Origin of the sequence: Chryseobacterium taichungense, assembly GCF_900109935.1 — a bacterium.
Lineage (GTDB): Bacteria > Bacteroidota > Bacteroidia > Flavobacteriales > Weeksellaceae > Chryseobacterium > Chryseobacterium taichungense.
This window is the reverse complement of record NZ_FOBV01000006.1, coordinates 37708-63125: the sequence shown is the minus strand read 5'-3', so window position 1 is coordinate 63125 and position 25418 is coordinate 37708. Positions and strand designations below refer to the sequence as shown.

Here is a 25418-nt window from a genome sequence, read left to right as displayed (position 1 = left end):
CGAAGGTAAAGGAATATTTCAGGAAGGTGTTTAATTGAATTTTAAATAATTGTGAAGGAAGTTATTCTCCTGCATAAGTACTAATTATATATGGGGTTACTTCTTTCAGAGTTTTTCCATTTTCAGGATGTTTTCCGAAGCTTGTAAAAAATTCCACTTCGTTATTGCTTTTATCATACCAGACTTTATGCAATGCATTATCTACCGTAAGTGTATCAGGTCTGGTAATCTTTTTAAGATAAGTGAAGTTTTCTTCATCCATTGGCTCCACTTTTATCTGTGGCCCCAAGTAGCTGCTGTCTGTCGCCATATACCGGTCTTTATTCCAATACATAAAAGGTTTGTCTGTGGCGGGAGGATTTGAACCTGATATGAATCCCAAACGGGTTGAGCTCTTGGGATTGGAAAAAACGACGCCTCCGGTAACAAGGAGTAAAACGAAAACCATTTCCATAATTCCCAACCCATTTTTCTTAAAAAAGTCCGGCATTGTAAAGATTGGCTTGTTCGTAATATTAATTACAATTTTCGATAGAGTTTGACTTATTGTGTATTCTATCGTCTTCCAATCTAAACAATATGCTCTGAAATTATCATATTCCAAATATCTACTCAAATCATCTAAGATTACAGTTTTTATATTGTAATCCTCATCTCTCTCCACTACAGTTTTATAGTATGTTTCAAAAGATTTATAGCTTAAAAGAATTTGGTAATCATCCTTCAAAGTCCTTTCAAGGTAATTTACAATTCCATTAAATGATTTTTCAGGTGTGTCATTTGAAGCTTTTTGAAATACTTCTTCTAATAGTTTTCTTTTCTGAGGTAAAAATTTTGACATATAGCTAAATTATTTGGAAAAATAATGTGTTTACCACTAAAAACATTACGGTTTCCCGTACAAAACTTTCCAAAAACTTTCCAAAAACTTTCTAACCCTTACCTTCTTTTCCGTTGCATCTTTGCATCAGAGATCAGTGATAAACAAAACATTACAAAAACAAATTTACAAAACTGATTTCAAAAATCACCAGATAAAACGGAAGAAAACTCCGGGTTGGGAAGCAGATGTTTCTCTTCCGTTTTTGAAGGTTCACTTCCCAAAAAATTTAAGAAGCGCTTCGAAATTTTTTAACGTGTAACACCGCCTGCGATCGGTTTCGCAGGGAAGAACACGAATGCTTTAACAATTAAATTTTTTGAAACAATGATTCAATTTATATTGATGCTACTAGGACTAGCATTCGGACACCATAATGCCCAAACATCAACATGCAACAACGATAACAACGGACAGGTAACCACGCAATTAGCCCCAGGCAGCGGAATAGATCCGGGAGAAGGAGTGGATCCGGATGGACCGGGGAACGGAGGAAGTACTACAGGAAATACGGGACAAACACCTCCTCCTTTCACTAATCCATAATTTATAAAAGGACAGATTGCATAAATCTGTTCTTTTTTTTTATTTTGTATTAAACTATTAACCATGAAAAATATTTCTTTATTTCTTTTAATATCAATAACCTTATTGTCCTGTCATAAAGAGAAAATAAGTGTTAAAAAAAATCATGTTGAAAATAATTACTATTCTAAAGCTAGAGATTACAGAACTAAAGGTATTTCGGATTCTGCATTTTACTATTACAATCTCGCAAAAGATGAATATTTAAAAGTAAATGATTCTATAGGAGCAGCTGAATCATTAATTAATATGGCAATCATACAAACCAATGACGGAGATTTTTATGGTAGTATTGAATCATCTGTTGAAGCAAATAAACTCCTAAAAAGGGAAACTGACACGATTGTAAAAAGAGATTTAGCCTCAAGCTATAATAATATGGCAATAGCGTCTTCTTTTCTATACAATTATGGTAACGCTTTTGATTTTTATCAAAAGGCTTTAAAATATAATACTGATAAGGAAAGGGAATATATTTATTATAACAACATAGCTGATGCACTTATAAGTCAAGGGAATTCTAAATTAGCTCAGAAATATTTAGGATATGCTATTTTAGCTAAAGACAATAAAAATAAGTCAATGGCTTTAAATAATTTGGGACGAGCAAAACTATTAGAAGATAAAAATTATAATCCCCTCCCAGAATTTTATCAGGCTTTAGAAATTAGAGAAAAAAATAATGATCGAGATGGACTAAATTCCAGTTTTGCAACTTTAGCAAACTTTTATTTAGATAAGGATAGAAGTAAATCCTTAATGTACGCAAAGAAAATGTTAGAAAAATCTACTGAAATTAATAATCCTGAAGATCAGATACAAGCACTACAAAAAATTATCAATCTTGATAAAGATAATTATCTATATTATTTCAAAAAGTTTCAAAACATTAATGACAGTATAACAATTTCAAGAAGTAAGGCGAGAAACCAATTCGCATACTTTAGATATGGGATTGAAAAAGAAAAAGCTGAAAATTTAAACTTAACAAACAAGAATATTCAAAAAGATAATCACATTCAACGTCAGTATTTTCTTTTAGTGATTTTAATTTTAGCAATCATCTTTATTGTCATACTATACCGAAAAAGACAAATCCGTCTCAAGCAGGAAAAAGAGCTTGAAGTAAAAAACACACAGCTCAAACTATCCAAAAAAGTACATGACGTGGTGGCGAATGGTATTTATCAGGTGATGACGAAAATTGAGAATCAGGAAGATTTTGACAGAAACAGAGCGTTGGATGAACTGGAATTCGTCTATGAGAAGTCGCGGGATATTTCTTATGAGAAAGCTGATCCTTCCAATGAAGAGAAAGATATCAGTGAAAAAATATCAGAGTTAATCAGTTCATTTAAGAACGAAAAAGTCAACACCTATACTGCCGGAAACGAAAAAGAGCTCTGGAAAAATGTAAGCAAAAATGCACAGGATGAAGTTTACCAAATCATCCGCGAATTGCTTGTGAACATGAGAAAACACAGCGGTGCCAATGCAGTTTCGTTCAGGTTTGAAAAAATAAACGATACGATTAGCATCTACTACTCAGACAACGGAATCGGAATTCCCGGGGATATCATGTATAAAAACGGCCTCTCTTCTACGGTTTCCCGTATAGAAAGTATCCACGGAGAAATTATTTTTGACACCAAAACTGAAAAAGGACTGAAGATCAATATTTCATTTCCTGTTTCTTAAAAAAACTAAAAGAATGTTCAAAAAAATTTTAATTGCGGAAGACCATGAAAGCATCAATATTTCCGTACAGAAAACGCTGGAAGAACTTAATATTCCGATTGTAGACTATGTGTATTATTGCGACGACGCCCTGGCAAAAGTGCAGAAATCAATCCGTGAGCAACAGCCTTACGATCTTTTGATCACTGATCTTTACTATGAAGAGGATCATCACACCCAACATTTAAAAGACGGACGGGAACTTATTGAGAAGATCAGGGAAATTCAGCCGTCTTTAAAAGTCATTGTTTTTTCTGCCGAACATAAATCCGGTATTATCGATTCACTCTTTAAAGATTATCACATCAACGGCTACGTGCGGAAGGCAAGAAATGACTCCAAGGAACTGAAAAAATCCATTGCATCCGTTTACATCAATGAGAATTATCTTTCACTCGACCTCAAGCAGGAAGTCAGAAAACTGAACAGCTACGAATTTTCGGCCTATGATATTGCATTGGTTTCTCTTCTTTCAAAAGGTGTCCTGCAGAAAAATATTCCATCATATCTACAGGAGAAAAACATCAAACCCTATAGCTTAAGCAGCGTGGAGAAAAAACTTAACAGCCTTAAGGAAGACCTTGAAGTGACCAGCAATGAGCAACTGGTTGCTTTCTGTAAAGATATTGGGATTATCTGATGCTATTTTAGCTCTTTATTCAACAGCCTTTCAATTCTTTTGGAAGGTTTTTTTTATTTTTGTTCGTTTTACGGGAAACCGTAAGGATTGGTTTTGAAAGGGTTATATTTTTGGAGTGTAAAATAAAAACAATCATGGAATATAAAGTAATACCATTTGTTGCCACTGCAAATCAAACTCTAAACGAAACGTAAATTTCAGATAGATTCATTAAACAATAAAAGTTATTAACGATGGGAAAATTTATAGTTACCAAGAGAGTAAACGACGAATTTCAGTTTAATCTAAAAACCGACAGCGGAGAAAACATTTTAACCAGCGATGGCTATAATCAGAAAAATTCATGTCTGATCGGAATAGAAGCCGTAAGAGCGATGGCTCATGATGACGCGAGATATGTGAGAAAAATTGCAAAAAACGACAGAGAATATTTCGTCTTAAGAGCCAAAAACGGAAGAATCTTAGGAAAAAGCCGGCTGTATTACACAGAATTAGAAATGGAAAACGGCATTAACTCATTAAAAATCAATGCTCCGAATGCAGAAGTTATCGACGAAACCATTGACTATATATATGATAACCAACCTAAATAGCTTTACCAACTTTAGAAAATTATAATTAAAAATTAATAACCATGAAAAAACTAATACCATTTATCATACTTACTTTCAGCGTATTCCTTTTACATTCCTGCGTGAAAGCCAATGATAATATAGGACATGATGGAAGATGCACAGGTTCTGCCTATTGTACGGCCTGCTCAAACTGCTCGCGATGCGGACATTGCAGCAGCGGCGGAACCTGTGGAGTCTGCAGTGATGGTTCTTCCGGCAAAAACTCATCTTCCGGAAATTCCTACAAAAGAAGTAAATCGAAAAAGCACAAAACTCCGGATTCTTACAACTCTTCAAAAGCTAAAACTCCGAAAGTTGAATTGAACGTAAATGTTAATTCCAACAACAGGTATATCGCAGGAATCAATGCCACAACCATTTACGAAAAACCGTCATTTAAATCTAAAGTGGTAACCATCGTTTCTAAAAATACCAAATTGATTCAGCTTTCAAAAGAAGGACAATGGTTCAGGGTACAGGTGAAATCAAGTGGCAAAAAAGGATATGTTTATTATAAAAATGTAAAATAAAAAATCATGAAACCATTTCTCACTTTCTGTGCGTTATGTTGTTTCATCGGTATTTTCAGGCTTCCCATAGAGTATTATACTTTTCTCAGAATTCTCGTTTCAGTTGCGGCGTTACTTGTTCTGTATGTAACCCTACACGCTAAACAACATTATTTCAGCATCATTTTTCTTGTTGTCCTTATCGTTTTTAATCCTGTTTTTCCCATATATCTCTTCCGGAAAAGCTTGTGGATTCCTATCGATACGGTTACAGGAATATTATTTCTGCTGATCACTTTTGTGGATAAGTTGGAACTGAAAAGTGAAGTCACCAATACCGAAGAAACGGCAGATCATTCCGCCAACCTCAGCTTTCCTTCGCGGGACCGAATTATTAACACTAAAAAACCAAAAGAAGAACAATTGTATGGAAAACAATCAGATAACGGAAAATCTTAAAGCTCACTTCTTAAGATTGTATCAAATGGCCATCTGTGATGATGATTTCAGTGCCCTGGAACTGAAAATGCTGTACCGGTGTGCCGAAGAAAGAGGTATTTCCTCCAAAAACCTGGATGAAGTGCTTTTAAATCCGATTAACATAAAATCACTGGTTCCCAAAACGATTGAGGAAAAAGTGGATTATCTGTACGATCTCACCGTAATGATCTGGGCAGACGGAGTCGTTTCTCCCAATGAATATTCTGCGATGCAGAAATACGTACTGATGTTCGGGTTTCTGGAAGAAAATGTAACGGCCATTGTCGATTATCTCATTGAAGCCGTAAAAATTGGAAAAAATAAAAGTGAAATTTTATATGAACTAAAAAACTAACCTGTCATGGATACCACCAGCATAAAAAACTTATTTAAACTAAAATCCGTTCCGATAGAAAAGCAAGAGGAGCAGCTGCCTAAAGCCGAAATCAATACAAACGAAGAATCTTCTGAAGAAAGCAGGAAAAGAACCTATCACGAATCAGGATACAGAGACAGCTCGCGCACCAGCGGAAACCACTCTACTCTATCCATCTGCCTGGATGCTGTTTATTCTAAATTCCAGAACGAAGAAAAAGAAATGGTCGAAAAACAGCAGAAGCTGAAAGAGTCTTACATTAATGAACAGAAAAACAGGGAAACGGAAATCAAAGCCTTAACGGTTTCGCAGGAAACTAAAGAGGAACAGCTCAAAACTAAAAATAAGGAAATTGAAGACCATCAGAATTCCATTGAAAATCTGAAATCTGAAATTCTTGACCTGCCCAGAAACCCTGAAAAATACAATGTAAAAGCCACCAAAGGAGCTTCTGCAAAATTCTGGATCGGACTGATTCTTCTCATTCCCATTACTTTGTATTTAGCAACATTTTATATTTCCACTTCCTATTCGGCTTTCTTTAAAAGCTTTGATGCAAAAAGCACCGTTATACAGAGTGTTCTGGATGCCAATGCATGGATGAAAGCATGGAATGACGGATTCATTGAAGTAGCTTTCGTTACCCTGATTCCTTTTGTGTTTCTGGGCTTAGGCTTTCTGATCCACATGTTTGGGGAAAATAAGACGAAAGTCAATTATGTCAAATTGGGCATGCTGTTTCTGATCACTTTTGTTTTCGATTCCATTTTAGCGTATGAGATCGAATCAAAATTATATGAATTGAATAAAACCTTTGACTCTCCTCTGTTTGATCTGAAAATCGCGTTTACCAAGATTCAGTTTTGGGGAATTATTTTCGCAGGATTTATTGTCTATATCATTTGGGGATTGGTTTTCGACTTTGTCATGAAAGAGCATCGTGAAAAAGACCGAATAAGAAGCGAACAGGAAATCAGGCAGAAAAAAGTACTTTCTCTTTCAGAAAAAATCACTGCCTTAAAACATGAAATCGAAGAAATTACAGCAAACATCGGAAACATTAAAGAGCTGATCATCAAGACACGCGGCAGGACCGAAGAACTTCAGAATATCATAGACGGCGTTATTATTCCTACCAAAGATTATAAGCTGTATGCTTCAGAATATGTTCAAGGATGGATCACCTTTATCGGAGAAAAAATTGCGGTTTCCAAAACAGAGAAACAGACAATGATCGACAGCTGTATTGAAACCTACAATACCAATCTTGAAACCGTCGGAGCCAATTCGGATACTCAGAATTTAGTGTATTTATCAGCCTTATAAAATCAATCTTATGAAAAAAATATTTTATCTGTTCATGATTATTTCTTTGATTTCCTGTAAACAAGAAATACCCAAACGTCCCTGCATCAACTGTCCGTCTAAAATTGACTCAAATAATATCAATATCAGCATCCTGATCGACCTATCGGATCGGATCGATCCCGAAACAAACCCTAATCCTACGATGCCATTTTTCCAAAGAGATGTGGAGTACATCAAAGCGATTGAAAAAGGGTTTTTAAATCATATCAAATCCAAGAAAATCATCACTTACGATGATCAGATGCAGGTGTTTTTTAATCCTGAACCTTCCGATCCGAAAATCAATGACTTTACGAAAGAGCTGAAAGTTTCATTTACCAAAAATACGCAGAGAACCTATTTTGATGAAGTTGATAAAAAATATTCTGAATTGCCTTTACACATTTATCAGTCGGCGATTAAAGATGGAAACTATTTGGGTTCCGATATCTGGGAGTTTTTTAAAAACAAGGTAAAAGATTACTGCATCAAAGATGACAAAAGAAACATCCTCTTTATTCTCACGGATGGATATATGTACCACGACAACACGAAGTTTGCAGAAGGAAATAAAACTTCTTACCTGACCAGTAAATTAATTAAAGCCAACCATCTCACCACTTCTGATTTCAAAAGTTTAATCGAAAAAAAAACCTACGGTTTTGTAAAAGCGAATGACAACCTCAGCAACCTTGAAGTGATCGTTCTGGGAATCAATCCGGAAAAAGGAAATCCTTTCGAAGAAGCGGTTATCAAGGAATATTGGGAAAACTGGTTTAAAGAAATGAAAGTCAAAAAATATGAGATAAAATCTGCCGACCTGCCTTCTAACCTGGAGCCGATTATCTTAAAATCAATTTCAGGAAAATACTAAAAAAACACAATTAATATAAGCGTTCTTCATTTGAAAAAATCGTATCGAGAAGTTGTGACCTTGAAGTAAATTTCATTCTCGATACATTTTTTCTCCACTTTGTTACGAAAAAACACTCGAATGGACGAAGCATAAAAAAATAAGACGTTATGCAGTAAATCCTTAGTGGTAAAAAGATGTTTTCATTTAAAATGATTTACCATTTTAATTTAAACTGTCAGTTTAGACTAAACCGGACTTCTGATTTATTCTAAACTGATAGATTAAACTAAATCAGGCTACCGTGAGAATATAATACGGTAGATTAGATTAAAACAGACTACCATTTTAGTTTAAAATGGTAGATTAAGATTAAATAGATTTCCCGGAGAGTGTAATCTGGTAGAAGTAAACTTTGAGGTGTTTTTTTAAGCTGATCGTTAAAGCGAAGAGATAATTTCTCCTCTTTTTTTAATTAATCCCAGTCTGCCGCTACGAATTCCATCTTATGTCCCTGATCATCAGTAAAGGTTAAAGAATGTCCCTTTACAGAATATTTAGTCATGTTCTTGAATTCCTTGCCGAAATCCATTTCCAGCTTCATATCCTGGCAGGCCTTCAGAGTAGAGCCGATCTCCGAGATTTTTACATTTCCGTCACTTTTAAATTCGGAAGTAAAAAACATCCCGTTGCAGCCCATAAAGGCTGTTCCTCTTATCTCCCCGTTTTCTGCCTTTTCTGTAAGGTTAATCTTGGCATCTTTACTGATCAGGTCAGATTTAGAATAATCTCCGTACGCGATAAGCATCCACTCTCTGTGAAGCTGGGCATCTTGATTCGAGCGTGAGGCATTGCCGTTTACCGTACTACAATTCAGCAATATTCCTGAAAATAAAACACTCAAAATCGAAACTAATATTGTTTTCATACGCTTCCAAAAACCAATTTCATACCATTCCGAGGCCAGAATACGGTAAAAATTAGTAAATTAGCGACACAAAAATTATTTTATAAAATGAAAAGAATACTTCTACTATTCACTTTCCTTTTAAGTTTTGCCCAGATGAGGGCAGACGAAGGAATGTGGTTGTTAATGCTTATTAAGAGACTTAATGGTGTAGATATGCAAAAAGAAGGCTTGCATCTTACACCGGAAGAAATTTATTCCGTGAATAACTCAAGCTTAAAGGATGCGATCGTAAGCTTCGGAGGATTTTGTACGGGAGAAATTGTTTCCGGACAGGGCCTTATCTTCACCAATCACCATTGCGGTTATGGTGCAGTAGCAGCAGCTTCTACTCCTGAAAAAGATTATTTAAAGAACGGATTCTGGGCGATGAAGCAAAAAGATGAATTCAATGCTAAAGATCTGTATGTAAGATTCTTGGTAAGAATGGATGATGCTACACAGAGAATCAATTCAAAACTAAACAACAACATGTCCCCTGCAGAAAGAAAAGCGGTGATCGATGCTGAAACCAAAGCGATCCAGTCTGAAAATTCTGAAAACGGAAAATATACAGTAGTCGTAAGAGATTTCTTTAACGGAAATGAATTTTATTATTTTGTTTACCAGGATTATAAAGATATCAGATTGGTGGGTGCACCGCCATCCGCATTAGGAAAATTCGGGGGTGATACCGACAACTGGGAATGGCCTAGACACACTGCAGATTTCACTGTTTTCAGAGTGTACGCCGATGCAGCAGGAAATCCTGCAGAATATTCTCCAAGCAACGTTCCTTTAAAGCCTAAGCATTTCTTACCTGTTTCCCTTAAAGGAGTAAAGCCGGGAGATTTCTCAATGATCTTAGGATATCCGGGAAGAACAAACCGTTACCTGACTTCTTATGGAATTCAGCAGATGGTAAACAAAGATTACCCGGCTTGGGTTGAAGCTTCCAAACTTGCCATGGATGTTATGAAAAAGTACATGGATAAAGATAAAGGAACGCAGTTGAACTATGCTTCTCAATATGCTTCAGTAGCTAACTACTGGAAAAACAGACAGGGAACGATCGATGCCGTTATTAAGAACGGAACAATCACCGACAAGCAAAAGGTAGAAGAAAGATTTAAAACATGGGCACTGCAACCGGAAAATATTGCTGAATATGAAATGGTATTGGAAGATATCGGTATTTATTACAAGCAAACTTCCGACAGAAATGTTGAAAGAATGTACATGTCACAGCTTTCGAGAAATGCGAAGTATTTCTCGCTGGCATTACAGGTAGGAAGCGTGCTTAAAGCATATGCAGACCAGGATATGAAAGGCAGACTTGCGATGAAACCTAAAGTAGATGCTGCTTTAAAATCAGCTTACGAAAACATCAACACCAAGCTTGAAGGGGAAATGATGAATTCTATGGTTAATCTTTACCAGACAAGAGTAAACAAAGATGTTGCTTCAGAAACCATTATGGGTCTTGATGCTAAGAATCTTTCTAATGTTGCCTATTCTTCAATCTTTGCCACTAAAACTTCTGCAACCAACTTCGTTCTGAATCCGGACAAATTGAAACTGGATGCTGACCCGCTTTGGAAAATCGCCAACGGAATTGTAGCTGACCAGAAAGTTTCCGCAGAAAGATTCGTAAAGATTGATGATAATTTTGCTAAAAACAACAGATTATTCTTAGCAGGATTAATGAAGGCAATGCCTGAGAAAAAGTTCTACCCGGATGCTAACTCTACCATGAGACTTACATACGGAACAGTAGATACATTGCCGATCAGAACAGACAGAAACTACTTCGGTGTTACAGATAACTATTATACAGATATGACCGGTCTCGTTGGGAAATACAAGAAAGGTGATGAAGAGTTTGATCTTCCGCAAAGAGTGATTGACCTTTATAACCTTAAAGATTTCGGTCAATATGCAGATGCCAAAGGATATATGCCGGTTAACTTCCTTTCCAACAATGATATTACTGGAGGAAACTCTGGTTCACCGGTAATCGACGGAGACGGAAACCTTATCGGTATTGCCTTCGACGGAAACAGTGAGGCATTAAGCGGAGACATCGTTTTCGAACCTGAATGGCAAAAAACCATCAACGTAGACGTTCGTTTCGTTCTTTGGACAATCGACAAATATGCCGGCGCAAGAAGACTGATCGACGAATTACAATTGGTAAGAGACGAAAACACGCCTGCAGATACCAAAACAAAAATGCCTAAAGCAACTTCTGCTAAAGGAAAAAGAAAATAATCCTAACCGATATATTTTAAAAACCGTGAAAGTTTTCTTTCGCGGTTTTTTTGTTTTTAAGTTTAAATTAAATCATAAATTTAATGTTGAATGATTCAATTAACTCTAAATATAAATTATTAGTAGTCTAAAAAATTAAGCAAATGAAGCCTCAGCCTATACAATTCAAAGCTGTTATTAAGCAACACAGAACTATGAATGCCGCTTTTGTGGAATTTCCTTTTTCTACAGAAAAGTTATTTAATAAAAAAGGACAGGTTAAAATTAAAGCCCTCTTCGATGACAAAGTAGAATATCGCGGGAGCCTTGCAAAAATGAAATCCGAATGTCATATGTTAGGATTGACCCAGGAAATAAGGAAGCAACTGGGAAAGACTTTCGGTGATGAAGTTTCGGTCAGTCTTATTGAAGATAAAGAAGAAAGAACGGTAGAAATTGCGGATGATATTCTTATCGTTTTCAATGAAAATCCGGAAGCAAAAGCATTGTTTGACAAGATGAGCTATACGCATCGGAAAGAATATATCCGATGGATTAATGAAGCCAAAAAGCCTGAAACACGAGAAAACCGAAAGATTAAAATGATTAAGATGATTTTGGATGGGAAGAAGGGAGTTTAAATTGTCATTAAGATTAATGACTTTTAATTTAGCATCACCCATTCCAAAACTCACGATCAAGACTCCTGTACTGTATCGCTTCTGAAACATGATAAGAAAGGATATTTTCAGACCCTTCCAGATCGGCAATCGTTCTGGAAACTTTCAGAATTCGGTCGTACGCTCTCGCTGACAAATTCAGCTTTTCCATGGCTGTTTTTATCAGGCTGAATGAGCTTTCATCCAGACTGCAATATTTATCAATTTCTTTTGGACCAATTTGAGCGTTGTAGCTTATTTTCAAGTCCTTATACCGCTCTCGCTGAATCTCGCGCGCCAGAAGAACACGTTTTCTAATCTCTTCACTTTTTTCGCCTTTTCTTCGTTCCGCTAACTGTTCAAATTCTACTTTCTGCACTTCAATGTGAATATCAATTCGGTCAAGCAGCGGCCCGGAAAGCTTGTTCATATAACGCTGCATTTCGTAGACTGTAGAAGTATTGTTCGGATCATCAGGAAAAAATCCGCTCGGACTTGGGTTCATTGAAGCGACCAGCATAAAGCTCGCAGGATAATTCACTGTAAATTTTGCCCGGGAAATCGTTACCTCACGATCTTCCAACGGTTGTCTCATGACTTCCAGTACCGTTCTCTTAAATTCCGGCATTTCATCAAGAAACAGCACGCCGTTGTGAGCCAGGGAAATCTCTCCCGGTTGCGGATAACCTCCACCACCGACAAGTGCTACATCAGAAATGGTGTGGTGTGGCGCACGAAAGGGACGAACTGTCATTAAAGAAGTTTCCGTTCCCATCTTACCGGCAACGGAATGTATTTTTGTCGTTTCTAACGCTTCTTTTAAACTTAATGGTGGTAAAATACTGGGAACTCTTTTCGCCAGCATGGTTTTTCCGCTTCCGGGAGGTCCGATTAAAATGATATTATGTCCGCCTGCTGCGGCAACTTCCATAGCCCGTTTTGCAGTTTCCTGGCCTTTAACCTCGGAAAAATCAAACGGAAAATCATTTATTTTTTCCTGGAATTCTTTCCTGGTATCTATTTCAACTTTTTGCAGCGGTTTGCCTTCATTAAAAAAATCAATAACTTCTTTGATGTTTTCGGCAGCGAAGACATTCAGATTGTTTACAATCGCAGCTTCACGTGTATTTTGTTTCGGAAGAATAATTCCTTTAAAACCTTCTTCACGGGCCTGTATAGCGATGGGTAAAACACCACGCACGGGCTGTAGTGTTCCGTCGAGAGAAAGTTCTCCCATAATAATATAGTCCTGAATATTTTCTGCAAGAATCTGGTCAGACGCCGCAAGGATACCGATGGCTATGCTCAAATCGTAGGCAGCACCTTCTTTACGGAGATCGGCAGGAGCCATATTGATCGTGATCTTCTTTCCCGGAATCTTGAATCCTACATTTTTCAGAGCGGCAGAAATCCTGTAGCTGCTTTCTTTGATCGCATTATCCGGAAGACCTACCAGGTGATATCCTACTCCGCCGGTATCAACATTAACTTCAATAGTGATGGTTTGGGCAGAAACGCCATGAATTGCACTTCCATAAATTTTTATCAACATTGTCTGTGTTTTGATGCAAAAATAATAATTTTTTATCTTCTGTACTGACGAAAATTTATGACAACATAAAAAAGGCTCCGTACATTAAACCGGAGCCTCTCATCAAATTGAATTCAAACTATCACTTAGATCTATTTCTTGATAAATTTATTTTTAAATACTTTTCCGTTCTCAGACTTAGAGACAATAATATAGGTTCCGGGAACTAAAGAGCTTACATCAATAGCTTCAGAAAACCGATGATCCTTTTTTTGCTGGATCAGCTTTCCTGACATATCAATGATGGATACTTCAGTATATTTCTTATCGGATTCTTTTCCGATGTAAATGACTTGCGATGCAGGATTCGGATAAACGCTGAGGTTATTCTCTTTCGGTTTCGTTTCACCAGTACCAAGAGTTCCACAAAAATCCCAGTTTCCGAAATTTAACTTCGTAAAAGCAAATTCTGAAAGCATTTCACACTGATCAGGACAATATTCTGTACAGGCGTAGAATCCAAAAGTTCCCGAAGTTGTAGCGGTGTAAGAATCTCCTGTTTCTCCCGGAATAATACAAGGATCTGAAGATGAAGGCGGATTACTTCCCGGAAGACAGCTAAACCATGTATGAGTTCCATAAAGCTCTGGAAATCCGTCATTAAACTGTACTGAAGCTCCTTCGCAAACATTATATTCTCCCGGAGCAATCTCTTGAAAAGTTCCCGGCTGCAAATCGACCATCATGAAAGGAAGCCCGTAAGCATAGCCATCTGCAAGGATAGGTGTACTTTCTGCGGTACAGTCGGCCTGGGTCACTTCAACTTTAAAATAATACAGCATATCATCGGTTCCGTTGATCGTTAAGGTTTGCGATGTTGCCCCTGGAATTGCTACCCATGGATTCGTATTCGGTGTTTGCCAGTCCCATTCCTGCTTATACCATTGATAAGAACCGTAGGTCTGAGTTGTTGAAAGCGTTTCTGTTTCCGTATTACAGAAAACAACTTTATCAGGGAACATGGTTCCCAGCCGCGGACTTGTAATTTCCGGGGTACATTGTGCTTTTATATTTAAAAAACTTAAAAATAAAAGACTTAAAAAAATCAGTTTTGTTTTCATATAAAATTATTTGTCATTATTATCTGCGACTAATCAAGCAATATTCTGATCCCGAATTTTACATTAAAATTCAAAGGTTTTTCTTTATAAATGGTTTTCAGTGAACTATTGTCTTTGAAATGATATCCTATTCCCGGCTCGGCATAAATGCCTATATATTTTACCACTTTAAGCTGAACACCTACGGCTGTATTTACAGATATCTGAACGGGTTTTTCATGGATTTCCTCCTTTGTTTCCTGTTTTACCGTTCCGTCTACAATATATTTTGTCCTGATATCTCCGGAAACAGCTTTCTCCACTGCCCCACCTCCTGTCATATAGCCTGTAAAAGCACCTTTTTTCACGACATTATAATTTACCTGCACCGGAATCCCTACATAATGAATATTCTGTTCACTGCTGATAAAATCAGACTGACTTCCCGTAGTCAGCTCCGCAGAAAGCTTTGTATAATTAATTCCCGTCCCGATGCTCCATCTTTTTCCTAAATTCTTGTATACGGAAGCTCCGAAAGTGATCGGGGTTTTATGTCTGATGGTTGCATCCACTTTTTTATCCTGATTAGCCAGAAGAATAGCCATCAGAGGATCCTCGCCTGTTTCCAGTCCCCAGATTTCAGGAAGGCTGGGCGTTGTTCCGTTCAAAGCGGCATATCCCGGAAACTGATCAGTAGTATTTGAGGAGGCGTTACCCGTAGCAAGACCAAGCATCCAGTTTTGTTTAGTTTTGTTTAGTGCCAGCTTTGACTTTTGATCTTTTTCAAACTTTTCCTTCCATTCCCTTTCTTCTTTTGTCATGAGAGGATTGGTTTCAGCCTCTTCGTGATCAGATTTGTTTTCAATCGAAAGCGCTTCTTTTTCCTGTGCTAAACTTTGATTAGAACCATTATCATTCGTAATATTTACAGAAGTATTATCCTGGTTTTGTATTGCAGAATTAATACTGTTTAAAGGAATTTTAGTGCAATCTTTAAATACAGATAATGCTGTTCTTTTATTAAAATCAAATTGCTGTATTTTAACAATTTTACTGGGAGAAACAGCAGACTCTTTAGGTTCTAATATCGTACGATTCTGAAAATCTTTTCCCGTGATTTTATATTCTTTTTTTAATTCCCTGTCTTGCTTTTTAATATTAAAATCAAACAGCCTACCCAGAATCAAGAACAAGGCAATAACTGCCGCAGCACCGCCAATACGATACCATAACGGTAAATGATTAAATGGAATAACAGCCTTCTGCGCCTTCAGATCACCAGGTACGGGACCAGGAATTCCCTTGGTCTCATCCTTTACAAATAATTCTTCACTGATACTCTTCCACAATCCATCAGGAACATCTTCTGTGTGATCTTCCATTTTTCTGCGCAGATCATTTAACCATTCATTACTCATATTGCGCTGTTTTAGATATTTTATGTTCTTTTATTTTCCGGGCAAGCATTGATTTTGCCCTGTGAAACTGCGATGCTGATGAATTTTCTGCGATTCCCAGTATTTCCGCTATTTCTCTGTGACTTTTCTCTTCAAAAACAAACAGGTTGAAAACCGTTCTGTAGCCGTCCGGAAGCATATGGATCATATTCATAATTTCCTGCTGCGATATTTCCTCAAGATCAGGCTCATCTTCATGCTGTACATCCGGAATTTCCGAATCATCAGCGATGATCTTAAAATCTACATTTTGTTTAATATGCTTTAAAGATTCATTGACTGCAATTCGGGTAATCCAGGCTTTCAAAGAACCGTTTCCCCTGAATTCAAAAGAATCTATCGAACGGAACATTTGTATAAAGCTGTTTTGCAACACATCATTCACACTGTCTCTGTCAATGATATATCTCGAACAAACATAGGCCAGACTGCCTGAATGAACTTCAAAAAGCTCTTTCCAGGCCGCTTCTTCCTTCTGTAAAAGGCGGTTAACCAGAATTTGTTCGTTACTTTCTTTCATTGATTTTATGGCATCCTCAAGGATTTCCACTTACTTAACATAATGCAAAGATAGGCTGCTCCAAATTGAAGCCTGCCTATCTTGCCAATAACCGTTGCCTAATTTTTAATACTAATGGGAATTTCATACTTTATGCTCTGATAAGGGGCCAGATCAACTCCTCCAACGGTTATTTTTTCTGCTTCCCATGCAAATCTCATAGACCAGTCGTATCCTACAAAAAAACCTTTTTGCTTGGCTGCCATCATGACTGAGACATCTTTTGTCACTCCATCCAGCGTCATTTGAAAACTAAGGATTTTAGGTTCAAAAGTAAGCTCTACAACATTCTGTTCTGGATTTACTTTGGGTTTAAAATTCAGTTGATATTCAATTTTTCCTAAATGTGCCAAAACGGTATCTGCTTTCACAGGATCATTTACAATGCTTCTTACGATCTCTTTCATCGGAAAATTCCCGAATGTGATAACACTGTCTTTAGCGGTAAAATCAATAATTTTTTCGTTAAACATTCCTTCCTGTGAGGTTACTAATCTTGCCCGGTATTTCCCGTTGATATCATTCAGCTTTACCGGTATTGGTTCATAATTATCATTCATACATGATGTTAAAGAGAATCCCAATATGGTAATCGCAGCAATGATCAGGAAATTAAGTACTGTCTTTTTCTTCATTGTTTTAAATTTTAACATTAAACATTATCCTTGAGTACTCACTATATAAATCCTGATTTTGAGAAATCTTGCATGAAAATTGACAGAAATCTTTAAAAAATTCATAATTACCTGATTTTTAACAGCAAAATTTTATATTTTAAAAATTATTTAACTTTCATTATTTTAATACTTTTGCTAAAGCATACATTTTTAATCATCAACATAGAATCTATATAATTCTCTATCATGACAGTAAAACCTGAAATCTCATGGGCAGATTTTGAAAAAGTCGATATCAGATGCGGAACCATTATTTCAGCGAATGATTTTGAAAAAGCCAGAAACCCTTCTTATCAGTTAGAAATAGATTTTGGAGATTTAGGCATTAAAAAATCTTCTGCACAGATAACCTCATTATATCAAAAAGAAGAATTAATTGGCATGCAGATCCTGGCGGTGGTAAATTTTCCGAAAAAGCAGATCGCCAATTTCTTTAGCGAATGCCTGGTTTTAGGACTGTATGGTGAGGATAAAAAAGACGTAACCCTTCTGACCCCTTCATTGCCGGTAAAAAACGGAATGCAGGTAGGATAAAATTAAAACAAATGATACAGCACATCCCTCTGGAAAGAATCTTATTTATTGATATTGAAACCGTTCCAAGCTCCGGAGCCTGGGAAGAATTATCCGAAACAGAGCAAATGCTTTGGGATAAAAAAACAAAACACCAACGAAAAGATGAAATTTCCGCCGGTGAATTTTATTCCGAAAGAGCAGGAATTATGGCCGAATTCGGAAAAATCATCTGCATTACCATCGGAATGCTGGAAAAAAATGATACGTTAAAAATCAAAAGCTTTGCAGGAGACGACGAGAAAAAAATTCTCATGGAGTTTGGAGAGATCTTCAACAGTCCACGATTAAAGGACGTAATTCTGTGTGCCCACAACGGGAAAGAATTTGACTTTCCTTGGATTGCCCGGAGATTCCTGATTAATGGCATAATGCCGCCAATACCGTTCCAGATGTTTGGGAAAAAACCTTGGGAAATCCCGCATATTGATACAATGGAACTCTGGAAATTCGGGGATTATAAAAGCTTTGTTTCCTTGGAGTTACTGGCTCATCTTTTCGGAATTCCTACCCCGAAAGATGATATCGACGGCTCAATGGTTTCATCAATCTACTACATAGAGAAAGACTTGCAAAGAATAGTTGACTATTGTGAAAAAGATGTCTTAACTTTGGCAAACATTTTCCGGCGCATGCGTCAGGAAGATTTATTGAAAAGGTACATCAATTTAGATTAAAAAATGAAATTTACAGACGATCAGATTGCTGACATTGGTGAAGAGATCATCAAAGTCTTAAAAACCGTATATGACCCTGAAATTCCGGTAGATATCTACGAGCTTGGACTGGTATATGATGTTCAGATTTCCGATGATGCGGATGTTAAGATCATCATGACCCTTACAACGCCGAATTGTCCTGTTGCTGAAACACTACCTCAGGAAGTAAAAGACAAGGTGGGCGAAGTAGAGCACGTAAAAAGTGTAGATCTGGAACTTACGTTCGAACCAAGCTGGCATAAAGATATGATGAGCGAAGAAGCCAAATTTGAGCTGGGAATGCTTTAATACAATACAAAACCTCAGAAAATTCTGAGGTTTTTTGTTATTGAAAAGAAAAAGTCATGGTCTGTTTCAGATCCGGATGGAGACTTTTCGCAACCGGACAATGATGCGCCGTATTTTCGATAAACGCTTTTTCTTCATCAGAAAAATGGCCCGGAAATACAAAATTGCATATAATCTCACTGATTCTTCTCGGATTTGCTGCCATTATCTTCTGCAGCTCGCAATATGCTCCTTCTATATTTATATTCTTTTCTTTTCCCAAAATGGCAATAGTTGTAAGGGCACATTCTGCCAGGGAAGTAGCGCAAAGATCGGTAGGAGAAAACTTTTCACCTTTACCGTGATTATCCGTCGGTGCATCGCTTTCTATCAATGTTCCGGACTGTACATGTTCTGCAGAACATCTTAAATCTCCAATGTATGTAATTTTTGATGTGATCATATTCAACTGAATTTTTTAAAAATGAAAAATATCTTTGGCCTTGTTATAAGAACTTTCGAAGTGTAGTAAATTTAATTTATGATTTACTTTTTCTACGCTCATGAAATTGATGACCTGCTCAGTCGGCATATTTCCCACCAGATCATCCTTTGCCATCGGACAGCCACCAATCCCTTTAATCGCACTGTCGAATCTCCTGCATCCCTTATCATAAGCTGCTTTTAATTTAGAATAAGAATCTTCGTAACGATTATGAAAATGACCTCCGAAGTTAATCTCCGGATATTTTACAGGAATTTTTTCAAATAAAAGAGCAATCGTTTCCGGTGTTGCAACGCCCGTTGTATCAGATAGTAAGATATCTTTAATTCCAATATCTGAAAAACGTTGAGCCCAAAAATCTACATCTTCCCATTTCCACATTTCACCGTAAGGATTTCCGAAAGCCATGGAGAAATAAATATTCAACTGTTTATTTTCACTTTTTACCAGTTCGAGCATTTTCAATATTTCGCTAAAGGCTTCTTCCTGGCTTTTATTGGTATTTCTGTGCTGAAAAGTTTCGGAAATAGAAAAAGGAAAACCAATAATATCTACAGACTGATGCCTGAGTGCCTTTTCTGCACCACGATAATTCCCGATAATGGCAGAGACTTTCGTTTTAGATCTGGATTTATCAATATTTTCGGCAACCTGAGCAGAGTCTGCCATCTGCGGAATTGCTCTTGGAGACACGAAGCTGAGGCAATCCAGCACATCAAAACCTACATCCATTAAAGAATTGATGTAATCTATTTTTTTATCTGTGGGAATAAATTCTCCCCAACCCTGCATTGCATCACGCGGACATTCAGTAAGAAACATTTTTTACTTTTAGATTTTCTCAAATATAATAAAACTAAACAATTTAGCTTTATGATAAGTAAATCTACCATTATTTTGATTGTCAAATGCTTATGTATCATTTAAAATTTCGATCACGGATATCAGGTTACAAATAACCTATTCTGAACCTCAAAATTGTTAACTTTGCCATAAATCAATACTAATAATGAGCGCAATAGAATTCAACCCATTGTGGAAAGAAAAGTTACTGAACCGTTTTCTTAATTATGTAAAAATATATTCAACAAGTGATGCCGAAAGCGAGAGCACACCATCAACAGAAAGACAGTGGAATATCGCCAACTATATCGTAGAAGAGCTAAAAACCATTGGTCTTGAAGACGTTTCAATCGATGAGAACGGATACATTATGGGTTATGTTCCTTCAAATCTTGAACACAATAACAAGCCAACTATCGGGTTTATTTCACATTATGACACATCACCAGATTTCAGTGGTGAGAATGTAAAGCCTCAGGTATGGGAAAATTATGATGGAAGTGACCTTGTTTTAAATCAGACCACAGGATTCACTTTATCTCCTTTAAAATTTGAAAGCTTAAAAAAATATATCGGCCAGACCTTAATTACCACCGACGGAAACACCCTTCTGGGAGCTGATGATAAAGCTGGTTGTGCGGAAATTGTAACCGCTGCGGAATATTTAATTGCTCATCCTGAAATCAAGCATGGCAGAATAGCGGTTGGATTCACTCCGGATGAAGAAATCGGAAGGGGCGCACATAAATTTGATGTTGCCAAATTCGGGGCCGAGTTCGCTTACACCATGGACGGTGGTGAAGTGGGAGAACTGGAATATGAAAATTTCAACGCTGCGGGAGCCGTGGTAAAAATCCATGGATTGAGTGTTCACCCGGGTTATGCCTATGGAAAAATGGTAAATGCTGCTTTACTGGCGTCTGAATTTGCCCAAATGCTGCCAGCCAATGAAACTCCGGCTACGACAAAAGGTTTTGACGGATTTTACCATTTAATGGATCTAAACGCTGATATTTCCGAAGCTAAACTGCAATACATCATCCGTGATCACGATGCCGCTAAATTTGAAGCAAGAAAGAAATTCATGGAAGAAAAAGTAGCTGAATTTAATCAGAAACATGGTGAAGGAACCGCCGAAATTGAGATTAAGGAACAGTATAGAAACATGAAACAGCAGTTTGAAGGCAAAATGCACATCATCGATCTTGCTGCCGAAGCCATGAAAGAAGCAGGCATTGAGCCGAAGATTAAAGCGATCAGAGGAGGAACCGACGGCGCCCAGTTATCCTATATGGGTCTTCCTTGCCCAAATATTTTTGCAGGAGGAATCAATTTCCACGGACCGTATGAGTATGTTGCTTTGGAAAGTATGGAAAAAGCAATGGAAGTGATCGTGAATATTGTGAAAGCGTAATCTTATTCATAAAACTGAAAACCAGCTTTAATGAGCTGGTTTTTATTTCTTGTTTAAAAATTTTTCTATTTTAAATCAATATTTACGAACGTATATTTTTTTCTGACAAAATACAAAGATTTATTTTTCATCTGCTTTATTATTTCCACAATTACAATTTTAAAATTCATGATGGATTCTTCGGATAAACCAGCATCTGAAATCATTATTATATTATGTTTTTTAAGCAAAAAATAGGAGACAATCAATAACTTTTCAAATGCTTCCTTTTCTTCAAATAAAGATAAAGATTCTTTCGAAAAAACAATAGTTTTTTGGATTTCAGAGGTAAGAGATTCTTTTTCTTTGTTTTTTAACTTTTCATAATAAGAATATACCTTAATTGCTTTTTTAACAGGAAAATTTATTAGTAAAAACCTTTCATCAACAATTAATCGGCATTCTTCTTCTGAGATTTCTATAAACCCTTTTTTAATTTCCATGCATAAAATTCAAAAACTTTCTTTCTTAAATTTGTAATTGGGAGCTTTTTCAACTTTGCCAATAAATCTTTTTTCACAGGCTCCAAATTCCAAAAAGTTCTTTCTCCCTTCTTTCAATGTCATATGGTTAGGACCGCTTATTTGATCTGGTTCCCAAGCTCCATCATCTTCCCAAAAACAAACTGGACAAATTTCATAATGACCTCTCTCTTCAAGCGTGTAATATCCACAACAATAACATTGAATACTCACATTTTTATTTTCATTCATAAATTTTAATCATTCTGTTGATTTCCCAAAAAAGCATCCCATCCCTGTGCCGTCAAAGCGACCAGTTGATTTGAACCTCTGGCAACCATAAAGTTACCTTCTTCTTTTTCAACCGCGTGCCCAATAATTGTAAAATCAGGATGGTTCTTGATCTTATCAAAATCATTTGGTGAAATGGTGAATAATAATTCATAATCTTCACCACCGCTTAATGCTGTCATGACAGGATTTAAATTAAACTCATCTGCCGTAGAAATCGTCAGGCTGTCCATAGGAATTTTTTCTTCATACAATCTGAAACCTACTTCCGACTGATCCGAAAGGTGAAGAATTTCCGAAGCCAAGCCATCCGAAATGTCAATCATAGAAGTAGGTTGAATATCCAATTGTTCTAAAATCCCTTTCACGTCAGTTCTCGCTTCAGGCTTCAGCTGTCTTTCAAGAATATAGTCGTATCCTTCCATTTCAGGCTGCATGTTGGGATCTGCCAGGAAAACAGCATGCTCTCTTTCCAGGATTTGAAGTCCCATGTAAGCGCCTCCTAAGTCACCTGTTACGACAAGCAAATCATTTGGTTTTGCGCCGCTTCTTTTTACAATGACTTCTTCATTTTCCATTCCAATGGCTGTTATGCTCATCACCAAACCAGCGTTAGAACTCGTTGTATCTCCGCCGATTAAGTCAATTTTATATCTTGTGCAAGCTGCCTGAATTCCGGAATAAATTTCTTCCAGCGCTTCCACCGGAAAACGGTTGGAAACAGCCAGGGAAACAAGAATCTGAGTCGGTACAGCATTCATGGCTGCAATATCACTAAGATTTACTACAACGGCTTTGTAACCTAAATGTTTCAGGGGAACATATCCTAAATTAAAATGTACACCTTCCGCCAAAACATCTGTCGTAAGAACAACTTTTTTATTTTCAGGGTTAATGACTGCTGCGTCATCTCCTACTCCAAGTTCCGAGGATGCGTTGGACAAAGAAAAGTGTTGGGTCAGGTGTTTTATCAATCCGAATTCTCCTAATTTGGAAATCGGCGTAAGTTCCTGTGATTTATCTTCAAACATATTTTAAATATAAGTAATGAATAATTAGTAATGAGTAATGTCAAACTTTAAACTTTAAACTCAAAACTTTAAACCGTAAATTCTGCCGGATCAATATTATGCGGATGGAAAGGGAATTTCTTAAAATCCTCTCTCGTCAGCACTACCGTTTCCGGGGTTTTGTATTTGTTCATCGCTTCCACGACATCATCCGGCGGTGTTGTCATTTTTCTAAGCATCATATCGATCCAAACTCCTGTAGCTTCAGAGGTTGCACAATGTACGCCATCCGGAGTATAGAATTTATGCAGGAAACGGTAGATCGATGAATCTTCCGAACATCCGTCAATTTCTACAGTTACATAAACAATCTGATCGGCATAGATTTCTTTAAAAAATGAATATCTTTCATGCAGGATCACTGGCCCGATTCCCCAACGGCTGAGTTGGGTAACACCCATTTTTTCTTTGGTCATGAATGCCATTCGTGCCTGTGCACAATACTGTACATAAGATGAATTGGCCAAATGTTTATTCGCATCGAGGTCGCTCCAGCGTACTTCAAATTTATGATAAAATGTCATTTACAATTTGTTTTAAAGATGAACTTAAATTTTACAATAAATGTGACAAAAGTTTTTATTTGTTTTAACACCAAGATGAACATGACAATTATGAAAATCTTAGATTTTCTTTTTTGTGATCTGAAATATGCATAACGCATGAAATCCAGATCTAATGTGCCTTATCTGTTAAAAGCCTTTGTGACTTTTGTGGTAAATAATTTTCTGTTTATGACTGAAAAATTATATTCCTCAAAATTACTCAAATAAGATGATTTATAAAAATTGTAGTTTTGCAAAAATAATCTTGAGCATAAGATTAACAGACTATGAAGCGAATTATTATAATCGGAGGTGGTGCTGCAGGATTTTTCTGCGCGGCCAACCTGGATGAAAGCCAGTATAAAATTACCATTCTTGAACAAAATACGGATGTCCTTCAGAAAGTGAAAATCTCCGGAGGCGGTCGCTGTAATGTTACCCACGCCTGTTTTGACCCGAGAGAGCTGGTTCAGTTTTATCCCCGCGGAAATAAGGAATTGCTGAGTGTATTTACCAGATTTCAGCCAGGAGATACGATGAAGTGGTTTGAAAACCGAAAAGTTTCATTAAAGATTGAAAATGACAATCGTGTATTTCCGGAGAGCAATTCGTCGCAGAGTATCATCAATGCAATGCTCAGCGAAATCCAGCAAAAAAATGTTGAAGTAAAAACAAAATGTTCCGTAAAGGAAATCGAAAAGTCTGATGAAAAATATGTAGTGAAAACCAGTTTAGGAGATTTTGAAGCCGATTACATCATTTATACCACCGGAAGCTCTCCGAAATCTTTAAAAATGATCGAAAACCTGGGTCATAAAATCATTGATCTGGTTCCTTCTCTTTTCACCTTCAACATAAAAGACAATTTATTGAAAGATCTTGCAGGAACAAGCTTTGAGATGGCAGAAACATCCATTCCGAAACTAAAAACCGAAGAAAGCGGACCATTGCTGATTACGCACTGGGGGCTTTCCGGCCCTGCCATTTTGAAAATTTCTGCCTGGGAAGCGATCAGTCTGGCAAAGGCAAAATACCAATTTGAAATTGTGGTTAATTTTATTTCGAAGGATACGGAGGATGCAACAGAGCTATTTCAAAACTTCAAACAGTCTAATCCTAAAAAAACCATAGGACAATCTAAGATTTTTGAAATAACAAACCGATTCTGGCAAAGGATTCTGGAGGTTTCGAAGGTCGATCTGAATAAGCAGATTGCCAATATCTCAGGAAAGGAAATGCAGACGATCATTGAAAACCTGTGCAGAAAGAAATTCCAGGTGACGGGAAAATCTACATTTAAAGATGAATTTGTGACGGCCGGAGGCATTGATTTAAAGGAGATTAACTTTAAAAATATGTCTTCGAAAATTTTGGCTAACTTTTACGTTGCCGGAGAGGTTTTAAATATCGATGCCGTAACCGGAGGTTTTAATTTTCAGGCTTGCTGGAGCGAGGCATGGCTGATTGCGCAGGATTTGAATAATTTATGAC

General features: G+C 36.9%; 29 protein-coding genes. 16 read left to right on the top strand and 13 right to left on the bottom strand.

Going from position 1 to position 25418, the window contains the following annotated elements; all coding sequences use genetic code 11:
- Positions 1-61: 61 nt before the first annotated feature.
- Complete coding sequence (locus tag BMW64_RS13625) at positions 62-841, bottom strand: hypothetical protein (RefSeq protein ID WP_090000510.1); 780 nt, start codon at positions 839-841, stop codon at positions 62-64.
- A gap of 384 nt (positions 842-1225) precedes the next feature.
- Here BMW64_RS13625 and BMW64_RS13620 point away from each other — a divergent pair, with 384 nt between their 5' ends.
- From BMW64_RS13620 to BMW64_RS13580, 9 genes are all read left to right on the top strand, one after another.
- A complete protein-coding gene (locus BMW64_RS13620; RefSeq protein ID WP_090000509.1) occupies positions 1226-1426 on the top strand; it encodes a hypothetical protein in 201 nt (66 codons plus the stop codon).
- Positions 1427-1489: 63 nt separating this feature from the next.
- Complete coding sequence (locus BMW64_RS13615) at positions 1490-3163, top strand: tetratricopeptide repeat-containing sensor histidine kinase (RefSeq protein WP_090000508.1); 1674 nt, start codon at positions 1490-1492, stop codon at positions 3161-3163.
- Between the two features lie 13 nt (positions 3164-3176).
- On the top strand, positions 3177-3842 hold the full coding sequence (locus tag BMW64_RS13610) for a response regulator (RefSeq protein WP_090000507.1): 666 nt from the start codon (positions 3177-3179) through the stop codon (positions 3840-3842).
- Between the two features lie 233 nt (positions 3843-4075).
- A complete protein-coding gene (locus BMW64_RS13605) occupies positions 4076-4435 on the top strand; it encodes a YegP family protein (RefSeq protein WP_090000506.1) in 360 nt (119 codons plus the stop codon).
- A gap of 41 nt (positions 4436-4476) precedes the next feature.
- Positions 4477-4986, top strand: a complete 510-nt coding sequence (locus BMW64_RS13600) for an SH3 domain-containing protein (RefSeq protein ID WP_090000505.1) — start codon at positions 4477-4479, stop codon at positions 4984-4986.
- Between the two features lie 6 nt (positions 4987-4992).
- Complete coding sequence (locus BMW64_RS13595; protein WP_090000504.1) at positions 4993-5424, top strand: DUF6804 family protein; 432 nt, start codon at positions 4993-4995, stop codon at positions 5422-5424.
- Positions 5393-5800 carry a hypothetical protein gene (locus BMW64_RS13590; RefSeq protein WP_090000503.1) on the top strand — a complete coding sequence of 136 codons (408 nt, stop codon included), beginning with the start codon at positions 5393-5395 and terminating at the stop codon, positions 5798-5800. Before BMW64_RS13595 ends, BMW64_RS13590 begins: the two co-directional genes overlap by 32 nt.
- A 6-nt stretch (positions 5801-5806) precedes the next feature.
- Positions 5807-7147: a beta-carotene 15,15'-monooxygenase gene (locus BMW64_RS13585; RefSeq protein ID WP_090000502.1), complete on the top strand. Its 1341-nt coding sequence runs from the start codon at positions 5807-5809 to the stop codon at positions 7145-7147.
- Between the two features lie 10 nt (positions 7148-7157).
- A complete protein-coding gene (locus BMW64_RS13580; RefSeq protein WP_090000501.1) occupies positions 7158-8042 on the top strand; it encodes a hypothetical protein in 885 nt (294 codons plus the stop codon).
- A gap of 454 nt (positions 8043-8496) precedes the next feature.
- On the opposite strand, the gene BMW64_RS13575 is transcribed toward BMW64_RS13580, so the two are convergent.
- Positions 8497-8949 carry an META domain-containing protein gene (locus BMW64_RS13575; RefSeq protein WP_090000500.1) on the bottom strand — a complete coding sequence of 151 codons (453 nt, stop codon included), beginning with the start codon at positions 8947-8949 and terminating at the stop codon, positions 8497-8499.
- Between the two features lie 87 nt (positions 8950-9036).
- Between BMW64_RS13575 and BMW64_RS13570 the strand changes: the two genes are divergently transcribed.
- A complete protein-coding gene (locus tag BMW64_RS13570; RefSeq protein WP_090000499.1) occupies positions 9037-11238 on the top strand; it encodes a S46 family peptidase in 2202 nt (733 codons plus the stop codon).
- Positions 11239-11381: 143 nt separating this feature from the next.
- Complete coding sequence (locus BMW64_RS13565; RefSeq protein ID WP_090000498.1) at positions 11382-11858, top strand: YdeI/OmpD-associated family protein; 477 nt, start codon at positions 11382-11384, stop codon at positions 11856-11858.
- Positions 11859-11892: 34 nt separating this feature from the next.
- Here the strand turns inward: BMW64_RS13565 and BMW64_RS13560 are convergent, their stop codons facing one another.
- The 5 genes from BMW64_RS13560 to BMW64_RS13540 form a co-directional block, all read right to left on the bottom strand.
- Positions 11893-13428: a YifB family Mg chelatase-like AAA ATPase gene (locus tag BMW64_RS13560; protein ID WP_090000497.1), complete on the bottom strand. Its 1536-nt coding sequence runs from the start codon at positions 13426-13428 to the stop codon at positions 11893-11895.
- A 131-nt stretch (positions 13429-13559) separates the two neighbouring features.
- Positions 13560-14528 carry a T9SS type A sorting domain-containing protein gene (locus BMW64_RS13555; protein WP_090000496.1) on the bottom strand — a complete coding sequence of 323 codons (969 nt, stop codon included), beginning with the start codon at positions 14526-14528 and terminating at the stop codon, positions 13560-13562.
- Positions 14529-14557: 29 nt separating this feature from the next.
- On the bottom strand, positions 14558-15925 hold the full coding sequence (locus BMW64_RS13550) for an outer membrane beta-barrel protein (protein ID WP_090000495.1): 1368 nt from the start codon (positions 15923-15925) through the stop codon (positions 14558-14560).
- Positions 15918-16484 carry an RNA polymerase sigma factor gene (locus BMW64_RS13545; RefSeq protein ID WP_090000720.1) on the bottom strand — a complete coding sequence of 189 codons (567 nt, stop codon included), beginning with the start codon at positions 16482-16484 and terminating at the stop codon, positions 15918-15920. Before BMW64_RS13545 ends, BMW64_RS13550 begins: the two co-directional genes overlap by 8 nt.
- Positions 16485-16582: 98 nt before the next feature.
- Complete coding sequence (locus tag BMW64_RS13540; protein WP_177175295.1) at positions 16583-17158, bottom strand: DUF4840 domain-containing protein; 576 nt, start codon at positions 17156-17158, stop codon at positions 16583-16585.
- Positions 17159-17386: 228 nt separating this feature from the next.
- Here BMW64_RS13540 and BMW64_RS13535 point away from each other — a divergent pair, with 228 nt between their 5' ends.
- From BMW64_RS13535 to BMW64_RS13525, 3 genes are read left to right on the top strand one after another with little or no spacing between them, the layout of a single operon-like run.
- Positions 17387-17734, top strand: a complete 348-nt coding sequence (locus tag BMW64_RS13535) for a tRNA-binding protein (protein ID WP_090000493.1) — start codon at positions 17387-17389, stop codon at positions 17732-17734.
- Between the two features lie 11 nt (positions 17735-17745).
- Complete coding sequence (locus tag BMW64_RS13530; RefSeq protein ID WP_090000492.1) at positions 17746-18450, top strand: 3'-5' exonuclease; 705 nt, start codon at positions 17746-17748, stop codon at positions 18448-18450.
- A gap of 3 nt (positions 18451-18453) precedes the next feature.
- Positions 18454-18780 (top strand): SUF system Fe-S cluster assembly protein, encoded by a 327-nt coding sequence (locus tag BMW64_RS13525; protein WP_090000491.1) that lies wholly within the window; start codon positions 18454-18456, stop codon positions 18778-18780.
- 37 nt (positions 18781-18817) lie between these two features.
- On the opposite strand, the gene BMW64_RS13520 is transcribed toward BMW64_RS13525, so the two are convergent.
- Positions 18818-19222: an OsmC family protein gene (locus tag BMW64_RS13520; protein ID WP_177175294.1), complete on the bottom strand. Its 405-nt coding sequence runs from the start codon at positions 19220-19222 to the stop codon at positions 18818-18820.
- 15 nt (positions 19223-19237) lie between these two features.
- Positions 19238-20086, bottom strand: coding sequence for a hydroxymethylglutaryl-CoA lyase (locus BMW64_RS13515; protein WP_090000490.1), 849 nt, complete (start codon positions 20084-20086; stop codon positions 19238-19240).
- A 187-nt stretch (positions 20087-20273) separates the two neighbouring features.
- Here BMW64_RS13515 and pepT point away from each other — a divergent pair, with 187 nt between their 5' ends.
- Entirely contained in the window at positions 20274-21521 is a 1248-nt protein-coding gene (gene pepT, locus BMW64_RS13510) for a peptidase T (RefSeq protein WP_090000489.1), read from the top strand.
- A 65-nt stretch (positions 21522-21586) separates the two neighbouring features.
- Here pepT and BMW64_RS13505 read toward each other — a convergent pair whose 3' ends face one another.
- From BMW64_RS13505 to BMW64_RS13490, 4 genes are all read right to left on the bottom strand, one after another.
- Positions 21587-22003, bottom strand: a complete 417-nt coding sequence (locus BMW64_RS13505) for a hypothetical protein (protein WP_090000488.1) — start codon at positions 22001-22003, stop codon at positions 21587-21589.
- 9 nt (positions 22004-22012) lie between these two features.
- Positions 22013-22273, bottom strand: a complete 261-nt coding sequence (locus BMW64_RS13500) for a CPCC family cysteine-rich protein (RefSeq protein ID WP_090000487.1) — start codon at positions 22271-22273, stop codon at positions 22013-22015.
- A gap of 5 nt (positions 22274-22278) precedes the next feature.
- Positions 22279-23343 carry a thiamine-phosphate kinase gene (gene thiL, locus BMW64_RS13495; RefSeq protein ID WP_090000486.1) on the bottom strand — a complete coding sequence of 355 codons (1065 nt, stop codon included), beginning with the start codon at positions 23341-23343 and terminating at the stop codon, positions 22279-22281.
- Positions 23344-23411: 68 nt separating this feature from the next.
- The gene (locus BMW64_RS13490; RefSeq protein WP_090000485.1) at positions 23412-23906 is read right to left on the bottom strand and encodes an acyl-CoA thioesterase; all 495 of its coding nucleotides are present in this window, start codon (positions 23904-23906) and stop codon (positions 23412-23414) included.
- A gap of 308 nt (positions 23907-24214) precedes the next feature.
- On the opposite strand from BMW64_RS13490, the gene BMW64_RS13485 reads away from it, so the two are divergent.
- Positions 24215-25417, top strand: a complete 1203-nt coding sequence (locus BMW64_RS13485) for a BaiN/RdsA family NAD(P)/FAD-dependent oxidoreductase (RefSeq protein WP_090000484.1) — start codon at positions 24215-24217, stop codon at positions 25415-25417.
- Position 25418: the final 1 nt, after the last annotated feature.

Coding starts and splice junctions, on each gene's coding strand:
- BMW64_RS13625 (WP_090000510.1), bottom strand. CDS start 841: ATGTCAAAATTTTTACCTCAGAAAAGAAAACTATTAGAAGAAGTATTT.
- BMW64_RS13545 (WP_090000720.1), bottom strand. CDS start 16,484: ATGAAAGAAAGTAACGAACAAATTCTGGTTAACCGCCTTTTACAGAAG.
- BMW64_RS13505 (WP_090000488.1), bottom strand. CDS start 22,003: ATGGAAATTAAAAAAGGGTTTATAGAAATCTCAGAAGAAGAATGCCGA.
- BMW64_RS13580 (WP_090000501.1), top strand. CDS start 7,158: ATGAAAAAAATATTTTATCTGTTCATGATTATTTCTTTGATTTCCTGT.
- BMW64_RS13605 (WP_090000506.1), top strand. CDS start 4,076: ATGGGAAAATTTATAGTTACCAAGAGAGTAAACGACGAATTTCAGTTT.
- BMW64_RS13610 (WP_090000507.1), top strand. CDS start 3,177: ATGTTCAAAAAAATTTTAATTGCGGAAGACCATGAAAGCATCAATATT.
- BMW64_RS13525 (WP_090000491.1), top strand. CDS start 18,454: ATGAAATTTACAGACGATCAGATTGCTGACATTGGTGAAGAGATCATC.
- BMW64_RS13600 (WP_090000505.1), top strand. CDS start 4,477: ATGAAAAAACTAATACCATTTATCATACTTACTTTCAGCGTATTCCTT.
- thiL (WP_090000486.1), bottom strand. CDS start 23,343: ATGTTTGAAGATAAATCACAGGAACTTACGCCGATTTCCAAATTAGGA.
- BMW64_RS13535 (WP_090000493.1), top strand. CDS start 17,387: ATGACAGTAAAACCTGAAATCTCATGGGCAGATTTTGAAAAAGTCGAT.
- BMW64_RS13500 (WP_090000487.1), bottom strand. CDS start 22,273: ATGAATGAAAATAAAAATGTGAGTATTCAATGTTATTGTTGTGGATAT.
- BMW64_RS13595 (WP_090000504.1), top strand. CDS start 4,993: ATGAAACCATTTCTCACTTTCTGTGCGTTATGTTGTTTCATCGGTATT.
- BMW64_RS13565 (WP_090000498.1), top strand. CDS start 11,382: ATGAAGCCTCAGCCTATACAATTCAAAGCTGTTATTAAGCAACACAGA.
- BMW64_RS13555 (WP_090000496.1), bottom strand. CDS start 14,528: ATGAAAACAAAACTGATTTTTTTAAGTCTTTTATTTTTAAGTTTTTTA.
- BMW64_RS13560 (WP_090000497.1), bottom strand. CDS start 13,428: ATGTTGATAAAAATTTATGGAAGTGCAATTCATGGCGTTTCTGCCCAA.
- BMW64_RS13550 (WP_090000495.1), bottom strand. CDS start 15,925: ATGAGTAATGAATGGTTAAATGATCTGCGCAGAAAAATGGAAGATCAC.
- BMW64_RS13620 (WP_090000509.1), top strand. CDS start 1,226: ATGCTACTAGGACTAGCATTCGGACACCATAATGCCCAAACATCAACA.
- BMW64_RS13490 (WP_090000485.1), bottom strand. CDS start 23,906: ATGACATTTTATCATAAATTTGAAGTACGCTGGAGCGACCTCGATGCG.
- BMW64_RS13540 (WP_177175295.1), bottom strand. CDS start 17,158: ATGAAGAAAAAGACAGTACTTAATTTCCTGATCATTGCTGCGATTACC.
- BMW64_RS13575 (WP_090000500.1), bottom strand. CDS start 8,949: ATGAAAACAATATTAGTTTCGATTTTGAGTGTTTTATTTTCAGGAATA.
- BMW64_RS13515 (WP_090000490.1), bottom strand. CDS start 20,086: ATGTTTCTTACTGAATGTCCGCGTGATGCAATGCAGGGTTGGGGAGAA.
- BMW64_RS13590 (WP_090000503.1), top strand. CDS start 5,393: ATGGAAAACAATCAGATAACGGAAAATCTTAAAGCTCACTTCTTAAGA.
- BMW64_RS13570 (WP_090000499.1), top strand. CDS start 9,037: ATGAAAAGAATACTTCTACTATTCACTTTCCTTTTAAGTTTTGCCCAG.
- BMW64_RS13485 (WP_090000484.1), top strand. CDS start 24,215: ATGAAGCGAATTATTATAATCGGAGGTGGTGCTGCAGGATTTTTCTGC.
- BMW64_RS13530 (WP_090000492.1), top strand. CDS start 17,746: ATGATACAGCACATCCCTCTGGAAAGAATCTTATTTATTGATATTGAA.
- BMW64_RS13615 (WP_090000508.1), top strand. CDS start 1,490: ATGAAAAATATTTCTTTATTTCTTTTAATATCAATAACCTTATTGTCC.
- BMW64_RS13585 (WP_090000502.1), top strand. CDS start 5,807: ATGGATACCACCAGCATAAAAAACTTATTTAAACTAAAATCCGTTCCG.
- pepT (WP_090000489.1), top strand. CDS start 20,274: ATGAGCGCAATAGAATTCAACCCATTGTGGAAAGAAAAGTTACTGAAC.
- BMW64_RS13520 (WP_177175294.1), bottom strand. CDS start 19,222: ATGATCACATCAAAAATTACATACATTGGAGATTTAAGATGTTCTGCA.